Consider the following 21516-nt stretch of genomic DNA (forward strand, 5'->3'; position numbering starts at 1 on the left):
TCCCTCACCCCTGCCCCTCTCCCGGGGGGAGAGGGGTTCTGAGTCACCGGGCTTCGGCTGGCGGTGCTGCTGGCTTTGCTCCCTTCCCCCACCGGGAGAAGGTGGCGCGGCAGCGCCGGATGAGGGTGTTTGAGGATTGAGCCTGGCTTGAGTCTGCGAGTCCCTCACCGCTGCCTCTCTCCCGGGGGGAGAGGGGTTCTGAGTCAACGGGCTTCGGCTGGCGGTGCTGCTGGCTTTGCTCCCTTCTCCCGCCGGGAGAAGGTGGCGCGAAGCGCCGGATGAGGGACTTTCAGAGTGACGCGGTCTTGAACCTGTGAGCCCCCGGCGCTGCAGGCGCCTCACTCCATCCCGAGTTCCTTGATTTTACGGGTCAGCGTGTTGCGGCCCCAGCCCAGCCGGCGCGCGGCCTCCTGGCGTTGGCCATGGCAGGCTTCCAGTGCGACTTCGATCATCGTGCGTTCGAACGCCGGCGTGGCTTCGGCCAGCAGATCGCTGCGTCCGGACTTGAGCTCGATTGCAGCCCAGGCGCGCAAGTGGGCTGCCCACTGACCCTCGTGAGCCGGCGCTGTGGTCGCGGTCGGGATCGTGACCATCGGCAAGCCGATCGCGGCAGCGCTCAACGATGGCGGCATCACAGGCGGGGTCGTGACGACCGGAGGCGCCGGAACCGGCGCGGGTTCAGGAATGGTCTGGGCCGGTGGCTCCGTCGTGCGCTTGGCATCGCGCAACTCGGGCGGCAGGTCTTGCAGGTGCACGTCCTGGCCCGGCGCCATCACCGTCAGCCAGCGGCAGGTGTTTTCGAGCTGGCGGACGTTGCCCGGCCAGTCGAATCGGCACAGCCGCTCCATCACCTCGGGCAGCAGGCGCTTGGGTTCGGTCTTCAGCTCGCGACCGGCCGCGACCAGGAAGTGCCGCATCAGGTGCGGAATGTCTTCGGCGCGTTCGCGTAGCGGCGGGATTCGGACGCGGATCACGTTGATCCGGTGGAACAAGTCTTCGCGGAACTTGCCTTCGCGGACCAGCGTTTCGAGGTCCTGGTGCGTGGCGGCGATCACGCGGACGTCGACGCGCACGGGCGCGACGCCGCCGACGCGGTAGAACTCGCCGTTCTGCAGCACGCGCAGCAAGCGCGTCTGCAAATCGGACGGCATGTCGCCGATCTCGTCGAGGAACAGCGAGCCGCCGTCGGCTTGTTCGAAGCGGCCCTTGCGCTGCATCTGCGCGCCGGTGAATGCGCCGCGTTCATGGCCGAAGAATTCCGATTCCATCAAATCTTTCGGAATCGCCGCCGTGTTGACGGCGATGAACGGGCGGTTCGCGCGCGGCGAATTGTTGTGCAGCGCGCGCGCGACCAGCTCTTTGCCGGTACCGGATTCGCCGGTGATCATCACCGTGATCTGGCTTTGGCTGAGACGACCGATGGCGCGGAACACGTCCTGCATCGCCGGCGCTTCGCCGATGATCGCGGTGGGCGTGGCGTCTTCCTGCGGCTCGATGGCAGGGCGCTTGGATGCGGCGCGGCGCACCAGCGCGGCCACACCGTCGACATCGAACGGCTTGGGCAGGTATTCGAACGCGCCACCCTTGTATGCCGCGACGGCCGAGTCCAGGTCGGAATGCGCCGTCATGATGATCACCGGCAGCAGCGGCTTGCTGGCGCGTACGCGCTCCATCAGCTCCAGGCCGTTGACGCCGGGCATGCGGATGTCGCTGACCAGCACGTCGGGCGTGCCGTCGGACAGCGCGTCGAGCAATTCGGCAGCACCAGGGAACACCGTGACCTGCATGCCCTCGCGTGCCAGCGAGCGCTCCAGCACCCAGCGGATCGACTCGTCGTCGTCGACGACCCAGACCGTCAGTGCCGGGCTCATGCCGGCGTCCCGGCCGAAACGTCGAGCGGCAGGTAGATCGAGAAAACGGTGTTGCCCGGGCGAGACTTGCACTCGATGACTCCGCCATGCGTATGGATCAGGTATTGCGAAATCGGCAATCCAAGTCCCGTGCCTTCGGCACGCATGGTGACCATTGGGTAGAAAATTTTATCGATCATGGCGGGGGGTATTCCGTGGCCGTCGTCTTCGATGTCGATCTGGACGACGAGTCGGTGGCGGATGCCGCCGATGGTGTATTGGCGCCGCGTCCGTGAGCGCAGCGCGATCGCCCCTTCATCGCCGACGGCTTGCAGTGCATTGCGCAGGATGTTGAGCACGGCTTGTACCAACTGCTCGCGATCGCCGATCAGTTCGGGAATCGACGGGTCGTAGTCGCGCATGAAGCTGACGCCCCGCGGCGCCTCGGCTTCGACCAGTTGGCGAACGTGCTCGAGCACTTCGTGCACGTTGACGGCCGTTTTCTGCGGCACCCGGTTGGGGCCGAGCAAGCGGTTGACCAGGTTCTGCAGGCGGTCGACCTCGCGAATGATCACGCGCGTGTACTCGCGATGTTCGCTGTCGGGGAATTCGCGCTCCAGCAACTGAGCGGCACCGCGGATGCCGCCCAGCGGATTCTTGATTTCGTGCGCCAGACTGCGGATCAGCTCGCGGCTGGCCTGTTGCTGGGCCAGCAGCAATTCATCGCGCGAGATCCGCAGGTGGCGATCCATCGGCAGGATTTCGATCAGCAGCCCGACGTGCTTGCCGAGCTGCATCGGCGTTACCGTGCAGTCGACGGTGATCGCCTGGTCGCCGCTCTTGCGCAGCTGCAGTTCGCGCTCGATGAAGCCGGTGCCGGCGCGTAGCGCTTCGCGCAGCCGTTCGGCGTGGGGGATGAACTGGGGCACGGCGTGCGTGAACAACTCACCGATCGCGTAGCGTCGGCTGACGCCGAACACCGATTCGGCCGTGGAATTGATGAACACGACGCGCAAGGCCGAGTCGAGACTGATTACCGCGGTCGTCTGCGCATCCAGAATGTGCGCCGGCGCCGCACTTTTGCTGGGGGCGAGTTTCATTGCTCCGTTTTAGCAAAAGCTGGGCCAAAAAAGAGCCCTAAAAACCGCCGCTTCCGCTCGAGATGCACCGATCTGGTGCGCCGTTACTTCAGCCCGGGCGGGAGTAGGTGCACCAGGACGGGCGCGGCGCGCCCCAACTCCTTGCCGCGACCATCGACGACCGCCGCGCTGACCATGTGCGTGCCCCGGTCGACGTCGGTGATCGCATAACTGAGGTCGCGGATCGGCGCCGGCGTACGCGGGTTGCCGTCCAGCAGGTATAGCAGTCCACCGCCCTCGGGCAGCGGCTGGCTCAGTTGGACCGACACGCGCAGCGTGCGGTCGGTGTTGCGCAAGGTTTGATCGGGTGTCGGCGACACGACGCTGATGCCATGCGCCGGTGTCGTCGGTGCCGGCGCGGTGCCTGCGGCTGTCGACGGCCGCGTCGCGGAGCTGCTACCGGGGATCAGCTGCAAAGGCGGCAGCTGGGCTGGTTTGGCCCCAGGCGTCGGAGGGCGGTCGCCGTAGTGAACCGCGCCTTGAGCGTCGGTCCATCGGTATACCTCGGCGTACGTGGCCGGCGGCAGCAGGGCCAGCAGACACAGCGACCAGCGCAGCAGGGGGCGGAGCGGTTCGAGCATCGTCGTACTGTGGCAGTGCGGTGCTCGGCCTCACTCGAAGCGCAGTCGAACGTCTGCGGATTTCAGATAGTCGGCTTCTTGCTGCAGGTCGGCTTGAGTCAGCGGATGCGCCGCCAGCCAACCGCGCGGAAACGCGAGATCGATCTGCCGCCGCGACTGGCCGCTGCCGCTGCGGATGCTGACCGGCGGGTCCAGCTCCGGTGCCCGGCTTCGGTGCAGCAGCGTGGCCAGGCGCAGCAGCGTGGCCAGCTTGCGGATCGTCTCGGCCTGCGTTGCCGGCAAGTCGTTGAGCGCGCTCTCGCTGAACTTGCTGCGGTGCAGCCGCACCAAGGCTGCGAGCTGCTTCTGGTCGGTCTGAGAAAACCCCTGAAGATCGGCATGCCGCAGGATGTACTCGCCATGCTTCTGGTACGAGGAATGCGCGATCACCAAGCCGATTTCGTGCAGCGTCGCCGCCCAGCCGAGCAGCGTCGTCGCCGCCTTGCGCTCCAGTTGCCACGGTCCGCAGATCTGCCCGAGCAGCTTAAGCGCGGTCTTGTTCACGGCCGCCGCGTGTGCGGCGTCGACGCCGTAACGCAGTGCCATCGCTTGCACCGACTCGTCACGAACGTCGTGATCGGCCAACCGCCCCAGCAGGTCGTAGATCAGGCCTTCGCGCAGGGCTCGGTCGGAGGTCTGCATGCGCTGCAAGTCGAGTGCGTCGAACACGCCGGCCAGTACGGCCAGCCCGCCGGCGAACACCGGACGGCGGTCGTCGCGCAACGCCGGGAAGTCGATTTTCGACACGTGGCCGCGGTCGATTACCAACTCGACGGTCTTTTCCAGGCCGTCGCGCGTGATCTGCTCGTCGGCCCAACCCTGCTCGCGCATCACGCGCCAGACGCCGCGAACGGTGCCGCTGGCGCCGATGGCCACATCCCAGCCGGCGCGGCGATAGCGGTTTTCGAGGAATTCCAACTCGAGCCGGGCCGCGAACCGAGCCTGACGGAACCGCGATCGGCTGATCGTGCCGTCGGCGAAATGTGCGGTTTGATGCACGACGCAGCCCATGCCGACCGACTCCATCAGTTCGGCTGTGGCGCCGCGACCGATGATCACCTCGGTGCTGCCGCCGCCGATGTCGACGACCAGTCGCCGCTGATCTTCCGACCCGCCCATGCCGTGGATCACGCCGCCGTAGACCAGCCGTGCCTCCTCGACACCCGAAATGATCTCGATGCTATGGCCCAACGCCGCTTCGGCCCGTTCGACAAAGCCACCGCTGGCACCGCCCGCTTCCTGCAAGCGACGCAGGGTGTTGGTACCCACGGCGCGGACGCGTTCGCGAGGGATGTGGCTCAGGCGCTGACCGAAGCGTTGCAGGCAAGCCAACGCGCGCGACTCCGCTTCACTGGTCAGGCGCCGCCGCGCGTCGAGTCCGGCCGCCAAGCGCACTGGCTCGCGTAGCCGGTCGATCACTTGCAGATCGGTCCCGGCGCTGCGCGCCACCATCATGTGGAAGCTGTTGGAGCCGAGGTCCACCGCAGCGACGACGGTCGGGTCGGGCGCGGCGCCGAGGCGGTCGGCGTGAGAGCTCATAGTGATAAACCCGACATCAAAAACGTATTAATGCAGAAAAGATCACAAACCACTGTGATCCGGCCGACGAGCGTGTCGACTATATCAACCGCCGGTTCCATACGGCTTTCATTGACCCACGATGCTAAAATCCTCGACAATTTCAAGCTGCTGCCAGCCCCGTCGGCGAATCTCGCCCGCACGAGTGCCAGCGGCCTTAGAACCAACCGTATCCTGGGAGTCGATGGTATGAAACTCGCGCGTCGGGGCATCATGGCCCTTGCCGCTTTGCTGAGCTTGCCTGCCGCAGCTGCGGGCGATCCCGCCGCCGGCCGCGACAAGTCGGACACTTGCGTCGGGTGCCACGGCATCCCGTTCTACGTCAACGCATACCCGAACTACCGCGTGCCCAAGCTCGGCGGCCAGCAGCCGGCGTATCTGGTGGCGGCGCTGAAGGCGTACCGCTCTGGCGAACGCCCGCATCCGACGATGCGCGCCCAAGCTTCCAGCATGACCGACCAGGACATGGAAGACATTGCTGCCTTCCTGACCCAGGCCCCCCGCCATCCGTCCGACAAGGCCGAAAAGTGAAGCGCGCCGTGATCCGTCTCGACCTCAAGACCCTGCTGATCGGCGCCGCTGCGTTGGCGCTGCCGAGCCTGTCGGCCCAGGCGGCCGACCACGGTGCCGCTGGCGCCGCGATCGACCAGCTGTTGCCGGTGTGCCAGTCCTGCCACGGCGAGCATGGCGCCAAACCGATCGTGCCGGAGTACCCGGTGCTGGCCGGCCAGTACGCCAGCTACATCGAGCACGCGCTGAAGGACTATCGCTCCGGCGCCCGCAAGAACGCGGTGATGAAGGCCCAGGCCGCCAATCTGACCGATGCCGATATCGCGGCCTTGTCCCAGTACTTTGCGCACCAGGCGAGCCCGATCTACACGTTCAAGCTCGAGCAGCAGAAGTAGTCTTCAACATCAAAAAAAGGCCGGCGCCGCCGGCCTTTTTTGTGGCCGCGCGGCCGGACGCCGGCGATAGGTCCGGACCGCGACACAACTGATTAGAAAAATGGGTTTTGGGGTGTCATTCGTTATGAAGCGATGGTTAGGAATTGCGCTCGTCGCCGCGTGCCTGAGCGCCTGTGGCGGTAATGTCAGCGACCCGACGGTCCCCGGTGACGATACCGGCACGCCGCCACCGGCGACGGGCGGCGGCGGCAATGGCGGTGGTACCGGTGGTGGAGGGACTGGTGGCGGCGGTAATCCACCACCGCCACCTCCGCCGCCTCCACCACCGCCACCACCTCCGACGGCGAAGAGCTGTGAAGCCGAGTTCGATCCGGCGCGCATCGCGGCCGGCGACGACTGCTCCAACAAGGCGGGTCAGTACTGCGCGCTGCCGCAGGGCTTGTTTGCTCTGTCCGGCTCGGTCGCTCCCTGCGATGGCGTTACCGTGCAGTCCATCCAGTTCACCAGCCGCAGCGGACAGGTCTCGCACTATCTGGTGCTGAAGGGGAGCCGCCAGCCAGCCAGCATCTACATGGCGCTGCACTACCTGGCGTCGCGCGTCGAAACGTTTTCCAACGTCATTCGTCTGCAGGAGCTGGCGCGCGAACGCGACGCCCTGGTCATCGTCCCTCAGGCGCCGTCGGCTTTCGGTCTGGATTCGCTGGGCCTGGATTCGCTCGGACTGGAGGCGCTGGGCCTGCCACTCGGCGGCGTGCTGGACGCGCCCGGTTCTCGCTGGCCGGTCTACCCGGCGGTGGAGGCGGTCGAGCCGTTCATCGAGTTCCTCGACGACGTGGTCTCCGACGTGCGCAACCGCTTTGACGCCGATGGTTTGCCGCTGCTGATCAGTGGCCTGTCCAACGGCGGCGCCATGGCCTACCAGTACGCCTGCCTCGCGTCGGACCGCGTTGACGCGGTGCTGTCGGTGGCCTCGTCGATGAGCGCCGAAATCGCCCGCCGCTGCGCGCCGTCCCGCGCGGTCGGTACGGTGATCGTCCACGGCACCGCCGACGTCGTGACGCCGTACGACGGCGCGCTGAACCTGGGTCTGTCGATTCCGGACGTGCACGCCAAGTTCAAGGCCGCCAACGGCTGCACCGGCAACGACATCCGCTATCAGACCGCACCGGACGACACCCGGCTGACGACCGTGTTCGACGAGGCCAGCAATGGCTGCCGCCAGAATCGCCGGCAGTACCTGGTCACGATCCAGGACGGCATCCACCGCTGGCCGAGCCAGGTGACGGCGATCGAAGGGGCGTTGCCGAGCCAGCTGAACACCAAGCCGGACTCGTTCGACGCCACGCTGCAGGGCTACGACCTGCTCAAGCTGGCCTCGGGTCGCTACTGAGCGTACCGGGCAGCGGCGGCGTCGCCGTCGCTGCCCAGCTTGCCGTCGTTACAGTCGGTGGTCGCGCAGGAAGCCGTCGACCGGCGCCACACTGCGCATCGGATCTTCTTCCTGCGGTACGTGGCCCAGCTCGTCGAACACGATGCGGCGGCTGCCGGCGATGTCGCGCTCAAAGCGCTCGCCTAGCGGCGGCGGAATCAGCCGGTCGCGCCCACCCCAGAGAATCAGTGTCGGTAGCGTCAGCGTCGCGATTCGTGCGACCCACTCGGGGCCAGGGGCACTCTGCTCGAACCGCGCCGCCAGCGCGGCCCGGTTGCCGGTTCGCAGCGTCAGCTCCCAATAGCGGTCGACCAACGCATCGCTGACGCTGGACGGGTCGCCGTAGACGTTGCGCAAGCTGGATTCGATGAAGGCACGCGGCAGCACCTGCCGCATCAGCAGGCGCAAGCCGGGTGTCTGCGCGATGCGGAATCCGATCGGCACCGACTTGGCCGCGCGCGGATAGCCGGCTGCGTCGACCAGCACCAGCGCGTCGATGCGGTCGGGCAGCGCCAGCGCCGTGGTCCACGCCACCTGGCCGCCGAATGAATTGCCGATCAGCACGGCGTGGTCGATTGCCAGGCGGTCGAGCAGCGCGCGCATGAATGCCACGTAGCGCTCGACCCGGTAGTCGCCGTCGGGGAACGGACCGGTCAGCGCAAAGCCCGGAAGATCGAGCGTGATCACGCGGCGCTGCGCCGACAAGGCCGACACCCAGCCTTCCCAGGTGTGCAGGCTGGCCGAGGTGCCGTGCAGCAAGACCAGCGGATGCGCATCGCCGCGCGGCCCGACGTCGCGCAGGTGCACGCGCATGCCGTCGATGTCGACGAACTGCGATGGCGGCGGTGCCCAGCGCGCTGCCAGGTCTTCGACCGGACGATCGGGTGCCAGCGTCAGTGCAACCGCGGCCAACGCGGCTGCCAGCACCAGCAGCGCGGCCGACAACAGCCGCCGGCCGAGCCGTGTCACGACGGTTCGATCGCGGCCAGGTGGCGGCTGACGGTCCACCACGCGCCGGCCACGCCCAGCAGCACGCCGCCGCCGATGATCAGCAGGATGGTGCCGGCACCCGGTCCCTGGACGGCGAAATCGCTGTGGTACAGCGCGGCCAACTGCGCGGCCGGCGTCTGCAGCACGGCCAGCCCGACCGCCAGCATCAGCAGCGCCACCCAGCTGCCGAGCAGCCCCAGCCAGCAGCCGCCGTACAGAAACGGCAGACGGATGAACGCATCCGGCGCGCCGATCAGCTTCATGACTTCGATCTCGTCACGGCGCGCTTCGATGTCGAGTCGCAGCGTGTTGCCAACGATCACCAGCACCGCCACGCCCAGCAGCGCCGACACCAGCAGCACGACGCGTTCGACGATGGTCAGCAGCGTCTGCAAGCGCTGCAGCCATTGCTGGTCCATCTGCGACAGCTCGACTTCGGGCAGCGCCGCCAGCTCTTTGGCCAGCGCTTCGACCTGATCGGCGCTGCGCGACGCATCGGGAGTGACGACGATGACCGCCGGCAGCGGGTTGCGTTCCAGCAGGTCCAGCACTTCGCCAAAGCCCGACAACTCGCGAAACTCGGCCGCGGTCTGCTCGCGCGACAAGTAGCGCGCCTGCTTGACGCCGTCGCGCTTGATGAACGATACGGCCAGCGCCTGACCGCGCGCTTCATCGACCTCGTCCTTCAGAAACAGCGACAGCTGCAGCTCGTCCTGCCAGCCGTAAGCCAGCCGCTGAAAGTTGTTGACCGCCAGATGTAGCGCGGCCGGCAGCGCCAACGCGATGCCGATCACAGCCGCCGTCAGCAGCGCGGCGCCCGGCTGCGACACCAGCTTGCCGAGCGAGAAGAAGAACACCCGGGCGTGATCCTGGGCGATGCGCGCCAACCAGCCCGGCGCTTCAACCTGCATGTCGGCGTTGGGACGCACGGCCATCACAGCACCCCCAGCGACAGCCGCGACGCGGCTTCCATCCCGGCACCCGCGACGACGCGGCCGTCTTCCAGATGCACGATCCGGTGTCCCATGCGCTCGATCAGATCGATCGCGTGCGTGGCCACCAGCACGCTGACGCCGACGTCGTTGAAGCGCTCGAACAAGCGCATCACTTCCTGCGCCATCACCGGGTCGAGATTGCCGGTGGGCTCGTCGGCCAGTAGCAGCAGCGGCTTGGTGACCACGGCGCGCGCAATGCCGACGCGCTGCTGCTCGCCACCGGACAGCGTCGCCGGACGGGCGCGCTCGCGGTGCAACAAGCCGACCGTGTCCAGCGCGGCGCGCACGCGCCGGCCGATGTCCTGGTGCGAATAGCCGCGGATCACCAGTGGCAGCGCCACGTTGTCGAACACGCTGCGGTCGTTCAACAAGTTGAAATTCTGGAAGATCATGCCGATCTGCTGGCGATACAGCGGCACTTGCCCGCGCTTGAGCTGGGCCAGGTTGTTGCCGGCGACGACGACCTGACCGCGGTTGGCGCGCGACAGCAGCGCCAGCAGCCGCAGCAACGTCGACTTGCCGGCGCCCGAAGCGCCGGTCAGGAACACCATCTCGCCGGCGTCGAGCTGAAAGTCGACGCCCTTGAGCACGTCGCCGTTGCCGCCGGGATAGCGATGGAACACCTGCGAAAACTGCACCAGCGCCTGGCTCATGCGCCCGTTCCTCCGATCAGCGATTCCACGTACAGGCCGGCGTCGAACACTTCCAGATCGTCGACCGCCTCACCAAGTCCGACGTAGCGGATCGGCAATGCCATGCGCCTTGCGATCGCCAGCAGAATGCCGCCCTTGGCCGTCCCGTCGAGCTTGGTCACCGCGATGCCGGTCAGGCCAATCGCCTCATGAAACTGGATCGCCTGGTTCAGCGCGTTCTGGCCGGTGGTGGCGTCGACCACCAGCAACACTTCATGCGGCGCGAATGCGTCGTGCTTCTGGATCACGCGCTTGATCTTGCGCAGCTCTTCCATCAAGTGGCTCTGCGTATGCAGCCGCCCGGCCGTGTCGGCGATCACCATGTCGATGCCGCGCGCCTTGGCCGACTGCACGGCGTCGAAGATCACGCTGGCGCTGTCGGCGCCTTCGCCCTGGCTCAGGATCGGCGTGCCGGTGCGCTCGGCCCAGGTCGTCAGCTGCTGCACGGCCGCAGCGCGGAACGTGTCGCCGGCGGCCAGCAAAACGGACAGTTTGTCGTTCTTGAAACGCTGCGCCAGCTTGCCGATCGTCGTGGTCTTGCCAACACCGTTGACGCCGACGACGAACAAAATGTAAGGCCTTACGAATGCCGGGATCTTCAACGGCTTGGCGATCGGCTGCAGCAGCTCCAGCAATGCCTTGCGCAGCGCGTCGCGCAGCTGCTTTTCGGTCTTGATCCGCCCGCCGTCGACATCGGCGCGGACCTTGTCGATCAGCCACTGCGTGGCTTCGAGGCCGGCGTCGGCCATCAGCAGCCGGGTTTCCAGCTCTTCGAGCGCGTCGGCGCTCAGCGCCGCGCCGCTGAACAGCGTCGAGATGTCTTTCGTCAGCCAGCTGTCGCCACCCAGGCCCTTGTTGAGCGTGGTGCGGAACTTGGAAAGCAGGTCGGCCATGCCGGGGGGCGTCGTCTACGGAATCGGGGAAGGGAGCGGCGTCGGAACCACGGCGCCGGTGTCGCGATAGGCGGCAGTGTATAGGCTCGGGTTCTCGGCGATCAGCCACAGCGGGCCGGTCGGGGGCTCGACCTGGCGCTGCTCGTATGGCGGCGGCGCCTTGAAATCGAGCGGCACGGCGCGGTCGGTGACCGGGTAGCGGAACAACCGGTAGTAGGTGCGCGCTGTCTGCGTGCTCAGTGCGCCCAGCCAAACCGCTTCGCTGCCGCCGCCGTCGAGGCCGAGCTGAAAGCCCGAATCCCACAGCCGGATCACGCGCTGATGCTCGTCGTCGATCGGCTGGCGCAGCGCCAGTGCCGGGTGGCGTCCAGCGTGCACCAGCGGCAGCAGCGGCAGGAGGTCGACGCTGCTGGTCGTCGTCAGCCAGCGCAGCAGGTTGCCGCCGGACGGCTCGGCCAGCGGCTGCCAGCCGTCGGCCTTCAGCGCCGCTGCGATCGCGGCCAGATCACCAGCCCATTGCAGGTTGAACGGCGCGCCGCTGCGGCCGCGCAGATCGACACGCTGCAGCGGCAGTTGCTGCCAGCCGCCGGTCCACCAGGTCGCCGGCTGGATCGGTTGCTCGTGGGCGATCGCGAACGGCCGTTCTGGCAACGGGGCGTCGCTGCTCCAGCGCGCGCCGGCGGCGACGAAAAACACCAGACCGACCGGCAGCAAGAAGCCGCGCACGAACAGCCGCTCCGGCTGGTGCCGCCGATAGCCCAAGCCCAGTGCGCCCAGCCAGGTCAGCGACACGACGATCGAGAACAGCGTCAGGCTCCACCATTCGATGCCCAGATACAGCCGCGACAGCAGGATCATCGACACCAGCACCGTGCTGCCGACGTAGAAGCGCCGTCGCAGCCGCTGCGGCCGCTGCGTGGCCAGCAGCACGGCGGCGAAGCCGTAGATGACGATGACCATCACCAGGTCGCGCGGCAGCGCCGCCGCGCCCAGGCCGTGGTAGTAGGTCGCCGGCGCCGGCCGGATCGGCACCGCGTGCAGCCCCAGCGAGATCAGCGCGCCGAACGCCAGTGCCGCCACCCAGTGCGCCGCCGCGCGCGGCTTGCGCCGCGCCACCAGCGAGCCGAGCACGGCCAGCGCCACCGGGCCGTAGACCCAGGGGCTGCCCAGCTGGGCGATCGCATAGGCCAGCAGGTTGCCCCAGGGCGTCTGCAGGTCGTGCAGCGTCTGGTAGATCAGCGCGTCGACCGGTGACGGGTACGGGTGCTCGGCTGCATCGGCCAAGCTGAACAGCCACAAGCCGCCGAGCACGACCAGACTCAGCGCGACGCCGGCCAAGGCCGGCGTTTCCGGCTGCTGCGGATCGGCCAGCGTGGCGCCGAAACGGCCCAAGTGGCGGTGGCGCCGGCTCCAGTCCAGCACCGGGCCCAGCCACCGTTCGCCGCGCTGCTGCAGCGCGGTCATCAGCAGCGGCACCAGCCAGAAGATCAGCCCGCCGAGCACGAACACCAGCACCAGCAAGCCGGCCAGACGGGTCGCCACTTCGGCCGCCAGGCCCATGCTGGCGCCGAACAGCACACCCGGCAGGATGTAGATCAGCGCCCATAGATAAGCCGCGCTGCTGTCGATCAGCACAAACTGCCACAGCGGCAGTCCCGAGGCGCCGGCCATCGCCGGCGTGACCGAGCGCACCGGCCCCAGGAAACGCGCCAGCCAGACGCCCTTGCCGCCATGCCGTTCGAAAAACGCACGGCCCTGGGCGACGAATTCCGGATGGCGGCGCATCAGCGCCATGTTGAACAGCCGCTCGCGGTAGTGGCGGCCGACTCCGAACGAAATCACATCCCCGATCAGCGCACCGGCTGCGGCCACGCCCGCCGCCGGCCACAGGTCGAGCGTGCCCAGCGCCACCAGCGCACCGACCCCGAACAGGAAGATCGACGCCGGCACGAACGCGCCGATGATGAACAGCGCATCCAGCAGCGACGCGGCGAACAGCAGCGCTAGCGCCAGCCCGGGGTGGGCGGCGATCCAGTCGAGAAACGCTTGGGCGTTCGCCAGCACGGCGGCGCTGCGCGGCGGGCTCAGGCGGCAGCGAGGGCAGCGAAGCTGGCGCGCGCCGCGTCCAGCGTATGGGCGATCTCGTCGGGCCCATGCGCGGCTGACAGAAAGCCGGCTTCGTAGGCCGACGGCGCCAGGTACACACCACGGTCGAGCATCAAGTGGAAGAAGCGCTTGAAGCGGTCTTGGTCGCAGGCCGACACGTCGGCCAGTCCGCGGATCGGCCCGTGGCCGAAGTACAAACCGAACATGCTGCCGACCTGGGTCGTCGTGAACGCGATGCCGGCCGCGTCGGCGGCCTGCTGCAGCCCGGCCAGCAGCGTGGCCGTGGTCGCATCGAGCCGCTGGTAGATCGTCTCGTCGGCCAGCGCGCGCAGGATCGCCAAGCCCGCCGCCATCGCCAGCGGGTTACCGGACAGCGTGCCGGCCTGGTACACCGGGCCGATCGGCGCGAGGTGGCGCATCACGGTCGCTGCACCGCCGAACGCGCCCACCGGCAAGCCGCCGCCGATGATCTTGCCCAGCGTGATCAGGTCGGCGCGGACGCCGTAGACGCCGGTGGCGCCGCGCGGTCCGACGCGGAAGCCGGTCATCACCTCGTCGAAAATCAGCAGGCTGCCGCTGTCGTCGCACAGCTGGCGCAGGCCTTCGAGGAAGCCCGGCGCTGGCGGCACGCAGTTCATGTTGCCGGCCACCGGCTCGACGATGATCGCGGCGATCCGGTCGCCGTACTCGGCGAAGATCGCCTGCGCCGAGGCCAGGTCGTTGTAGGTCGCCGTCAGCGTGTACTTGGCCAGGTCGGCCGGCACGCCCGGCGAGGTCGGTACGCCGAACGTCAGCAGGCCGGAGCCGGCCTTGACCAGCAGCGCATCGCCGTGACCGTGGTAGCAGCCTTCGAACTTGAGGATGTGGTCGCGACCGGTAGCGCCGCGCGCCAGCCGCAGCGCGCTCATCGTCGCCTCGGTGCCGCTGTTGCACATGCGCACCATCTCCAGCCCCGGCACGCGCTCGCACAGCAGATCCGCCATCTGCACTTCCAGCTCGGTCGGCGCGCCGTAGGACACGCCGATCTGGGCCTGACGCAGGATCGCCTCGCGCACCGGCTCGCACTGGTGTCCGAGGATCATCGGCCCCCAGCTGCCGATGTAGTCGACGTAACGCCGGCCATCGGCGTCGGTCAGCCAGGCGCCGGTCGCCGAGGCGATGAAGCGCGGCGTGCCGCCGACGGAGCGGAACGCGCGCACCGGCGAGTTCACACCACCGGGAATGCGGACTTGCGCGTGCTGGAACAGTTCTTCGGATCGGGTCATGGCCGGGCGGCCGCAGGGCCGCGTGGGGATTGGCGAATGCCGGATTGTAGCGGTCTGTTGCCAGCCCGGGCCTGACTTGGCGCCCTCGTCGATACCGTTGCCGGCGTTTTGCCGGCCGGAGACGGCGCGTTAGTCGAACAAGCGGGCGTAACGTTGCGCGGCGGCCGCGATGTCGTCGGCGCCGAACACGCCGTCGACAGCCGCGATCAGGCTGGCGCCGGCCTCCAGCAGCGGCGCGGCGTTGTCCGGCGTCAGGCCGCCGATCGCACAGATCGGCAGGCGCAGCTGCCGACGCGCCTGCACCAGCACCTCGATGGCGGCCTGCGGCGCCTGCGGCTTGGTCCGCGAATCGAAGAAGCGCCCGAACGCGACGTAGTCGGCGCCCTGGTCCTGCGCCGCCTGCGCCCGGTCCAGCGAGCCCGAGCAGCTGACGCCGATCAGCGCCGCCGGCCCCAGCAGCGCCCGCGCCGCGGCGACGGCGCCGTCGCTCTGGCCCAGGTGGACGCCATCGGCGCCGATCTCGGCCGCCAGCTGCATGTCGTCATTGACGATCAACCGCGCGCCCATTTGCCGGCAGATGCCGAGCAGATGGGCGGCATTGGCGCGTTTCTGCGCCGGGCTGGCGAGCTTGTCGCGGTATTGCAGCAGCACGGCGCCGCCGCCGATCGCCGCGCGCACTGCCGCGTCGAGCCGGATGGGGTCGTCACAGACCGCTTGCGAGGTGATCGCGTACAAGCCGCGCAGCGGCGCGCCGGCGTTCATCGCGTCGGCAGACGGTTGGGAATGCGCCGGCCCTGGCCGATCGCGTAGGCCCGGCTCAGCGCGTCGTGCACCCAGCGCTGTGCATGGTCCAGCGCCGGTTCCAAGGCATCGCCCAAGGCCAGCCGCGCGGCGATCGCCGAGGCCAGCGTGCAGCCGGACCCATGAAAGCCTTCCGGCAAGCGAGGCCAGTCCCAGCGCCGCGGCTCGCGGCCGGCGACATGCCACTGGTTGTGGACCCAGCCCGGCGTCGGCTCGTCGCCGCCCGTGATCAGCAGGCTGGCGCAGCCCTGGGCCAGCAGTGCGGCGGCGCTGGCGTCGGTGTCGTCCCGCCCGGCCAGCCGGCGCGCTTCGATCGCATTGGGCGTGCTGACCGTGGCCAGCGGCATCAGCTGCTCGACCAGCGCCTGCTGCACGGCGGCGCCGGCCAGGTCGCCGCCACCGCCGGCCCGCAGTACCGGATCGATCACCACCGGCACGTCGAGCTTACGGATCACGCGGACCAGCAACGGCACTTGCTCGGGCGCGCCGACCAGGCCGATCTTGATCGCATCGATGCGGCTGTCCTGGATCAGCAAGTCGAGCTGGCGCGCCATCAGCGCCGTGTCGACCGCCTCGACCGCCAGCACGTTGCGGCTGTCCTGCACGGTCAGCGAGGTGATCACCGTCAGCGGATGGCAACCCAGCGCGGTCACGGCCTGCACGTCGGCGATGATGCCGGCACCGCCGCTGGGGTCGTGGCCGGCGATGCACAGCACGCGCGGCGGGGGGCTAGAGAGCGGCAGATTCGGCATGGGCGGCAGTGTAGCCGCAGCGCCCAGCGCAGCGGAGGCGGGTGCCGGTGGAACCGTTATGCACAGTTCTGATGCAAGGCCTCTGAAAGCGCGTTTTTACCGACATGTTGCTGCAGGAATGTTGCAATATTTCCACAAACAATTGATTCGATTGTGGAAATTAAGCCTGATTAGAAACTGGTCGCCGCGCATAAATGCCAATGGTGGCGATCACTTAAGCTCGTTGCCACGGCATTGCGCACAGTTTTATCCACAGCAACTGTTAGCTAAGCGCAATTTTTCAATGATGCAATGCACTTACGACTGGAACTTCATGTGATCACGTATGGGTGGAACGCATGGCGGTCGGGCATGGCGGTTGCACTGCTCGCGACGTCGGCGAGCAGCTTGGCGGCGCCGCCGACGCCGTCCCTGCGAGAAGCCGGCCGCGTCCAGGTCCCGGACTTGATCGAGCTGTCCGGGCTGGCGCCGTCGCAGCGGGTCGCCGGGCGCTGGTGGGGTCATAACGACAGCGGCGGCGGCGCCTGGCTGTATGCATTTGACGAGCGTGGCCAGGAACAGGGGCGGGTGCTGGCGACGGTCGGCGCTTTCGACTGGGAGGACATGGCCAGCTACCGGCAGCAGGGGGTCGCGCTGCTGGCGGTCGCCGATACCGGCGACAACTTCAGCGCGCGCAACCGGCTCAGCGTGCAGGTGTTCGAAGAGCCGCCGGCCGAGCTGCCGGCGCAACTGACGCCGGTGCGGACCATCGAATTCCGCTTCGAGGACGGCCCGCGCGACTGCGAGGGCCTGGCCGCCGACCCGGCGCAGGACCGCTTCCTGCTGGTCGACAAGGCGCGCCATCCGGTCGGCTTGTACGCGCTGCCGATGCACCCGCCGCCGGGCATCGCCGTTGCGCGGCGCATCGCCAGCCTGCCGTCGCTGTTTCCCGGCGCCGGTCCGCCGGCCGAAGCCCTGGGCGCGTCGCGCTATCGCGGCACGCCAACCGCGCTCGACCTGTCGCCGGACGGCCTGCGCCTGCTGCTGCTGACCTATACGCACTTGCTGGAACTGCGCCGAGAACCCGACCAGAGCTGGGCCGACGCCGCTCGCGCCGGCACGCTGGGCGCGTTGAAGCTGCCCAGAACGCCGCTATTGGAGGCCGCCGCCTACGACGCCGACGGCCGGGGTGCGCTGGTGTCGGGCGAGCGCGCCAACGCGCCGATCCGGCGCTGGAACGGCCGATTCGATCCGCGGCCGGCGCGGTAAGTCGGTGCGCATCGGCTTGGGCTCAAGGCCACGGGTTGTCGCGGGTCATCGCGAAAGCCGGGTATTCCCGACGATCGGCGGCCCGGCGAGGACGAGGGCCGAAGAAGAGGCCCAAGCCCCCAATGCCATCCGTTGCCGAGCCACCTGAGGTTTGCCGCTGGACTCACGCGCGCGGCGCGAGTCGCTGCGGCAATGCCGCGGCGGATTACGGGGCCGCCGAGGTATCGGCTGCCGGCGATTCCGCCGGTGGATCGGCGGGTGGTTCGGCCGGTGCCGGTTCGGCGTCGGTTTCTGCAGGCGGTGACGGCGCTGAGGGGGCGGGCTCGTTGGGCTCGGCCGTAGGGGCGGCCGGTGCGAGCACCGCAGGGACGACCGGACCGCGACGGCCGTCGATCCCCTCATCGCCGGGCTCTTCCCCCGGTGGCGGCTCGGGTTCGTCGTCTTCGACCGGCGCCGGGCGACCGGCATAGCCCATCTGCCGCTGGATCCACGCGGCGCGCTGCTGCACGTAGCGACCCGGCGCCTGGACCCGCCATTTGCGCGGGCTCGGCAGCACCGCGGCCAGCCGAGCGGCTTCGAATGCGCTGAGCTTGGCGGCCGGCTTGCCGAAATAGCGCTGCGCTGCGGCTTCCACGCCGTAGACGCCAGGGCCGAACTCGGCCGAGTTCAGATACACCTCGAGAATCCGTTCCTTGGACCAGGCCAGCTCGATGGCCACGGTCAGCCCGGCTTCGAGGCCCTTGCGGAAATAGCCGCCACCCGGCCACAGAAACAGGTTCTTGGCGGTCTGCTGGCTGATCGTCGAGCCGCCGCGAATCCGGCCGCCGCGACGGTTGCGCTGGTAGGCCTTCTGCAGCGCTTCGACATCGAAACCGTGGTGGTCCCAGAACTTCTGGTCTTCAGCGGCGACGACGGCGCGTCGCGCCACCTCGGCGATCTGCTCGCGCGGCACCCAGTCGTGCTGCACCGGCCGCACCGGGCTTTGCAGCATGTAGCTGGTGACCCAGACCGGCAGGACGCTGCCGAGCAGGATCAACAGCACGGGCAGGCCAACGAACAGCCCGCTGAAGGCCAGCAGCAGGCGCCGCCCCCACTTGCGTCTTCGGCGCGATCGGCTCACGTCGGGAGGGTCCTCGGGTGGATCCGGGTCGACGCCCGCGACCACCGGCCGCGTGCGGCGGTCCGGGACCTGGATCTGATCGGGTGGCAGCGTCGGCATCCAGCGATTGTAGCGGGCCGCCGTTGGATGCCGGGTGCGCCGCTCAGTCGGCGTCGGTGTCGCGGATCGTCAGCGCCGGCAGGCTGATGTTGCGTGCGATCGCCGCCAGCCGCAGGCCGGCGATCACCACCATGCCGGCGTAGGCGGCCGTGTCGCGCGGCACGCCGACACTCTGCAGCAGCACGTACAGCGTGGCGCCTGCGATGACCGCGGTGCCGTAGATCGTGCCGGGCCGCAGCAGCAGCGGGATGTCGTTGCACATCACGTCGCGCAGCACGCCGCCGAAGGTGCCGGTGATCGTCGCCAGCACGACGACGATCAAGCCGGGCAGGCCGGCGGCTTCGGCGATCCGCGCACCGGATATCGAAAACAGCGCCAAACCGAGCGCGTCGGCGATCTGCAGCACGCGCTCGCTCGGATGCCGCCAGCGCAGCAGCACCACGGTGGCGCAGCCGCTGAGCAGAATCGTCACCACGTAGCCGGTGTCGGTGAACCAGAACGGCGTGCGATCCAGCAGCAGGTCGCGCACGGTGCCGCCGCCGGTGGCGGTGATCAGCGCAATCACCAGCACGCCGAGCAGGTCCAGGCCTTTGCGCCCGGCCGCGAGCACGGCCGACACCGCGAACACCGCGGTGCCGAGATACTGCAGCGCCTGCGGCAGCGTCACAGCCGACGGCTCAGGCCATGCCGAGTGCGCGGCACAGCCGCAGCGTCGGCTCGGCTTGGTTCAACGTGTAGAAGTGCAGGCTCGGCGCACCGCCCGCGAGCAGCTTTTCGCACAGCCGCGCGACCACGTCGGTGCCGAAATCCTGCAGCGCGGCCTTGTCGTCGGCCAGCTCGTCGATCCGCAGCCGCAGCCAGCGCGGAATCTCGGCGCCGCAGCCGGCCGAGAAGCGGATCAGCTGCGCCGCGTTGACGATCGGCATGATGCCCGGCACCACCGGCACCGTGACGCCGGCGGCCGCGCAGCGGTCCATGAAATCGAAGTAGGCGTCGGCGTTGAAGAAGTACTGCGTGATCGCCGCATCGGCGCCGGCGTGGACCTTGTCGACGAAGTGGCCGAAGTCGGCCTTGGCGCTGGTGGCCTGCGGATGCAGCTCCGGATACGCCGCGACTTCGATCCGGAAGTGATCGCCATGGGTTTCGCGGATGAACGCGACCAACTCGTTGGCGAAGTGAAACTCGCCGGGCGCGGCCGGACTGTAGGCCGTTGCCGGCAGGTCGCCGCGCAGCGCGACGATGCGCTTGACGCCAGCGTCGCGGTACTGCGACAGCAACTGGGCGATGCGTTGGCGCGTGCTGCCGATGCAGGTCAGATGCGGCGCCGCTTCGACGCCGGTTTCGCGGACCACGGTCATCAGCGTGTCGTAGGTGCCGTTCTGGTCCGAGCCGCCCGCGCCGTAGGTCACCGAAAAGAATTCGGGGCCGGTGGCGGCCAGCGTCTGCAGCGTTGCAGGCAGCTTGGCCGTCCCTTCGGGCGTGCGCGGCGGGAACAGTTCCAGCGAGAAATGCGGTTTGGCGGTCGGGTTCATTCCAGTGATTCCGAAAAAAAGGGCCGCTTGCGCGGCCCTTTGATGTGCGTCGAGCGCCGCTTAGTAGCGGTAGTGTTCCGGCTTGTACGGGCCTTCGACCGGCACGCCGAGGTAATCGGCCTGCGCCTGCGTCAGCTTGGTCAGCTTGACGCCGATCTGCTCCAGATGCAGCGCGGCGACTTCTTCGTCGAGCTTCTTGGGCAGGCGGTAGACGGCCTTCTCGTAGCGGTCCTTGTTCTTCCACAGGTCGATCTGCGCGAGGACCTGGTTGGAGAACGAGGTGCTCATCACGAACGCCGGGTGGCCGTTGGCGCAGCCCAGGTTCACCAGACGGCCTTCAGCCAGCACGTACAGGTTGCGCCCGTTCGAGAACGTGTACTTGTCGACCTGCGGCTTGATGTTGACCTTGGTGATGCCAGCGGCCGTGTTCAGACGGTCCATCTGGATCTCGTTGTCGAAGTGGCCGATGTTGCAGACCAGCGCGTTGTCCTTCATCGCACACATGTGCTCGAAGGTGATGATGTCCTTGTTGCCGGTGGTGGTGACGTAGATGTCGGCCGAGCCGAGCGTGTCTTCCACCGTGGTCACCTGGAAACCTTCCATGGCGGCCTGCAGCGCGTTGATCGGGTCGATTTCGGTGACGATCACGCGGGCGCCCAAGCCGCGCAGCGAATGCGCCGAGCCCTTGCCGACGTCGCCGTAGCCGCAGACGACGGCAACCTTGCCGGCGATCATCAGGTCGGTGGCGCGCTTGATGCCGTCGGCCAGCGATTCGCGGCAGCCGTACAGGTTGTCGAACTTGCTCTTGGTGACCGAGTCGTTAACGTTGATAGCCGGCACCAGCAGCTTGCCGGCTTCGAACATCTGGTACAGGCGGTGCACGCCCGTGGTGGTTTCTTCCGACACGCCGCGCCATTCGGCGGCGACCGCGGTCCAGAAGCCGGGACGCTCGATCCGCGTGCGCTTGAGCAGGTCCTTGATCACCTGCTCTTCATGGTTGGACGAGGCGGTGTCGACCCATAGCGAACCCTGCTCCATCTCCAGGCCCTTGTGGATCAGCAGCGTCACGTCGCCGCCGTCGTCAACGACCATCTGCGGGCCCTTCAGACCCGGATGGGTGACGCAGTCCAGCGTGCAGTCCCAGTACTCTTCCAGCGTCTCGCCCTTCCAGGCGAACACCGGGATGCCGGCAGCGGCGATCGCGGCGGCGGAATCGTCCGAGGTCGAGAAGATGTTGCACGAGGCCCAGCGCACCGAGGCGCCGAGCGCGGTCAGCGTCTCGATCAGCACCGCGGTTTCCTTGGTCATGTGCAAGGAGCCGGTGATGCGCACGCCGGCCAGCGGCTGCAGCGGCGCGTACTTGGCGCGGATCGCCATCAGGCCCGGCATTTCTTCTTCGGCCATCGTGATGCGCTTGCGGCCGAGTTCGGCCAGGGACAGGTCGCGGACTTTGTAGTCCTGCGCGGGGACGAGCGGAGCGTTCATTGAAGGGTTCCTGGTGG

At 68.2% G+C, this 21516-nt stretch carries 20 protein-coding genes and 1 pseudogene; 5 read left to right on the plus strand and 16 right to left on the minus strand.

All coding sequences use genetic code 11. The features are described from left to right. Nucleotides 1-338: 338 nt before the first annotated feature. From ntrC to BUB09_RS04290, 4 genes are all read right to left on the minus strand, one after another. Nucleotides 339-1871 carry a nitrogen regulation protein NR(I) gene (gene ntrC, locus BUB09_RS04275; protein WP_072894623.1) on the minus strand — a complete coding sequence of 511 codons (1533 nt, stop codon included), beginning with the start codon at nucleotides 1869-1871 and terminating at the stop codon, nucleotides 339-341. Beyond that, nucleotides 1868-2950, minus strand: a complete 1083-nt coding sequence (glnL, locus tag BUB09_RS04280) for a nitrogen regulation protein NR(II) (protein WP_072894626.1) — start codon at nucleotides 2948-2950, stop codon at nucleotides 1868-1870. Before glnL ends, ntrC begins: the two co-directional genes overlap by 4 nt. 83 nt (nucleotides 2951-3033) lie before the next feature. Beyond that, a complete protein-coding gene (locus BUB09_RS04285; RefSeq protein ID WP_072894628.1) occupies nucleotides 3034-3570 on the minus strand; it encodes a DUF4124 domain-containing protein in 537 nt (178 codons plus the stop codon). A 30-nt stretch (nucleotides 3571-3600) separates the two neighbouring features. Continuing rightward, on the minus strand, nucleotides 3601-5148 hold the full coding sequence (locus BUB09_RS04290) for a Ppx/GppA phosphatase family protein (RefSeq protein WP_072894630.1): 1548 nt from the start codon (nucleotides 5146-5148) through the stop codon (nucleotides 3601-3603). Nucleotides 5149-5376: 228 nt separating this feature from the next. Between BUB09_RS04290 and BUB09_RS17625 the strand changes: the two genes are divergently transcribed. From BUB09_RS17625 to BUB09_RS04305, 3 genes are all read left to right on the plus strand, one after another. Further along, nucleotides 5377-5718: a c-type cytochrome gene (locus tag BUB09_RS17625; RefSeq protein WP_072894633.1), complete on the plus strand. Its 342-nt coding sequence runs from the start codon at nucleotides 5377-5379 to the stop codon at nucleotides 5716-5718. Nucleotides 5719-5726: 8 nt separating this feature from the next. After that, nucleotides 5727-6092, plus strand: coding sequence for a c-type cytochrome (locus BUB09_RS04300; RefSeq protein WP_245793131.1), 366 nt, complete (start codon nucleotides 5727-5729; stop codon nucleotides 6090-6092). A gap of 124 nt (nucleotides 6093-6216) precedes the next feature. Beyond that, the gene (locus tag BUB09_RS04305; protein ID WP_072894635.1) at nucleotides 6217-7482 is read left to right on the plus strand and encodes a CE1 family esterase; all 1266 of its coding nucleotides are present in this window, start codon (nucleotides 6217-6219) and stop codon (nucleotides 7480-7482) included. 48 nt (nucleotides 7483-7530) lie between these two features. On the opposite strand, the gene BUB09_RS04310 is transcribed toward BUB09_RS04305, so the two are convergent. The 8 genes from BUB09_RS04310 to thiD all read right to left on the minus strand — a co-directional run bounded on the left by BUB09_RS04310 (nucleotide 7531) and on the right by thiD (nucleotide 16015). Beyond that, nucleotides 7531-8490, minus strand: a complete 960-nt coding sequence (locus BUB09_RS04310) for an alpha/beta fold hydrolase (protein WP_072894637.1) — start codon at nucleotides 8488-8490, stop codon at nucleotides 7531-7533. Then, the gene (gene ftsX, locus BUB09_RS04315; protein WP_072894640.1) at nucleotides 8487-9446 is read right to left on the minus strand and encodes a permease-like cell division protein FtsX; all 960 of its coding nucleotides are present in this window, start codon (nucleotides 9444-9446) and stop codon (nucleotides 8487-8489) included. The genes BUB09_RS04310 and ftsX overlap by 4 nt, the downstream gene beginning before the upstream one ends. Continuing rightward, complete coding sequence (ftsE, locus tag BUB09_RS04320) at nucleotides 9446-10159, minus strand: cell division ATP-binding protein FtsE (RefSeq protein WP_084083156.1); 714 nt, start codon at nucleotides 10157-10159, stop codon at nucleotides 9446-9448. Before ftsE ends, ftsX begins: the two co-directional genes overlap by 1 nt. Then, nucleotides 10156-11091 (minus strand): signal recognition particle-docking protein FtsY, encoded by a 936-nt coding sequence (ftsY, locus tag BUB09_RS04325; RefSeq protein ID WP_072894642.1) that lies wholly within the window; start codon nucleotides 11089-11091, stop codon nucleotides 10156-10158. The genes ftsE and ftsY overlap by 4 nt, the downstream gene beginning before the upstream one ends. 15 nt (nucleotides 11092-11106) lie before the next feature. Next, complete coding sequence (locus BUB09_RS04330) at nucleotides 11107-13155, minus strand: VTT domain-containing protein (protein ID WP_072894645.1); 2049 nt, start codon at nucleotides 13153-13155, stop codon at nucleotides 11107-11109. Nucleotides 13156-13175: 20 nt separating this feature from the next. Further along, a complete protein-coding gene (gene hemL / locus BUB09_RS04335) occupies nucleotides 13176-14462 on the minus strand; it encodes a glutamate-1-semialdehyde 2,1-aminomutase (RefSeq protein WP_072894647.1) in 1287 nt (428 codons plus the stop codon). 129 nt (nucleotides 14463-14591) lie between these two features. After that, nucleotides 14592-15224, minus strand: a complete 633-nt coding sequence (gene thiE, locus BUB09_RS04340; RefSeq protein ID WP_072894649.1) for a thiamine phosphate synthase — start codon at nucleotides 15222-15224, stop codon at nucleotides 14592-14594. Then, a complete protein-coding gene (gene thiD / locus BUB09_RS04345) occupies nucleotides 15221-16015 on the minus strand; it encodes a bifunctional hydroxymethylpyrimidine kinase/phosphomethylpyrimidine kinase (protein WP_072894651.1) in 795 nt (264 codons plus the stop codon). The genes thiE and thiD overlap by 4 nt, the downstream gene beginning before the upstream one ends. On the opposite strand from thiD, the gene BUB09_RS16885 reads away from it, so the two are divergent. Together BUB09_RS16885 and BUB09_RS04350 are read left to right on the plus strand one after the other, a co-directional pair. Further along, complete coding sequence (locus BUB09_RS16885; protein ID WP_139250114.1) at nucleotides 16014-16334, plus strand: hypothetical protein; 321 nt, start codon at nucleotides 16014-16016, stop codon at nucleotides 16332-16334. The two genes, thiD and BUB09_RS16885, sit on opposite strands and share 2 nt — an antisense overlap. A 32-nt stretch (nucleotides 16335-16366) precedes the next feature. After that, nucleotides 16367-17263 carry an SdiA-regulated/phytase-like domain-containing protein gene (locus BUB09_RS04350; RefSeq protein ID WP_072894656.1) on the plus strand — a complete coding sequence of 299 codons (897 nt, stop codon included), beginning with the start codon at nucleotides 16367-16369 and terminating at the stop codon, nucleotides 17261-17263. Nucleotides 17264-17720: 457 nt separating this feature from the next. On the opposite strand, the pseudogene mtgA reads toward BUB09_RS04350, so the two are convergent. The 4 genes and pseudogenes from mtgA to ahcY all read right to left on the minus strand — a co-directional run. Further along, nucleotides 17721-18428, minus strand: a pseudogene (gene mtgA, locus BUB09_RS04355) (monofunctional biosynthetic peptidoglycan transglycosylase); the annotation flags it as partial. Nucleotides 18429-18525: 97 nt separating this feature from the next. Beyond that, nucleotides 18526-19149 (minus strand): trimeric intracellular cation channel family protein, encoded by a 624-nt coding sequence (locus BUB09_RS04360; RefSeq protein ID WP_072894659.1) that lies wholly within the window; start codon nucleotides 19147-19149, stop codon nucleotides 18526-18528. Between the two features lie 10 nt (nucleotides 19150-19159). Next, nucleotides 19160-20014 carry a methylenetetrahydrofolate reductase [NAD(P)H] gene (gene metF, locus BUB09_RS04365; protein WP_072894661.1) on the minus strand — a complete coding sequence of 285 codons (855 nt, stop codon included), beginning with the start codon at nucleotides 20012-20014 and terminating at the stop codon, nucleotides 19160-19162. Nucleotides 20015-20074: 60 nt separating this feature from the next. Next, nucleotides 20075-21499 (minus strand): adenosylhomocysteinase, encoded by a 1425-nt coding sequence (gene ahcY / locus BUB09_RS04370; RefSeq protein WP_072894664.1) that lies wholly within the window; start codon nucleotides 21497-21499, stop codon nucleotides 20075-20077. Nucleotides 21500-21516: the final 17 nt, after the last annotated feature.

The sequence above is a fragment of the Hydrocarboniphaga daqingensis genome, assembly GCF_900129825.1.
GTDB classification, from domain to species: Bacteria; Pseudomonadota; Gammaproteobacteria; order Nevskiales; family Nevskiaceae; genus Hydrocarboniphaga; species Hydrocarboniphaga daqingensis.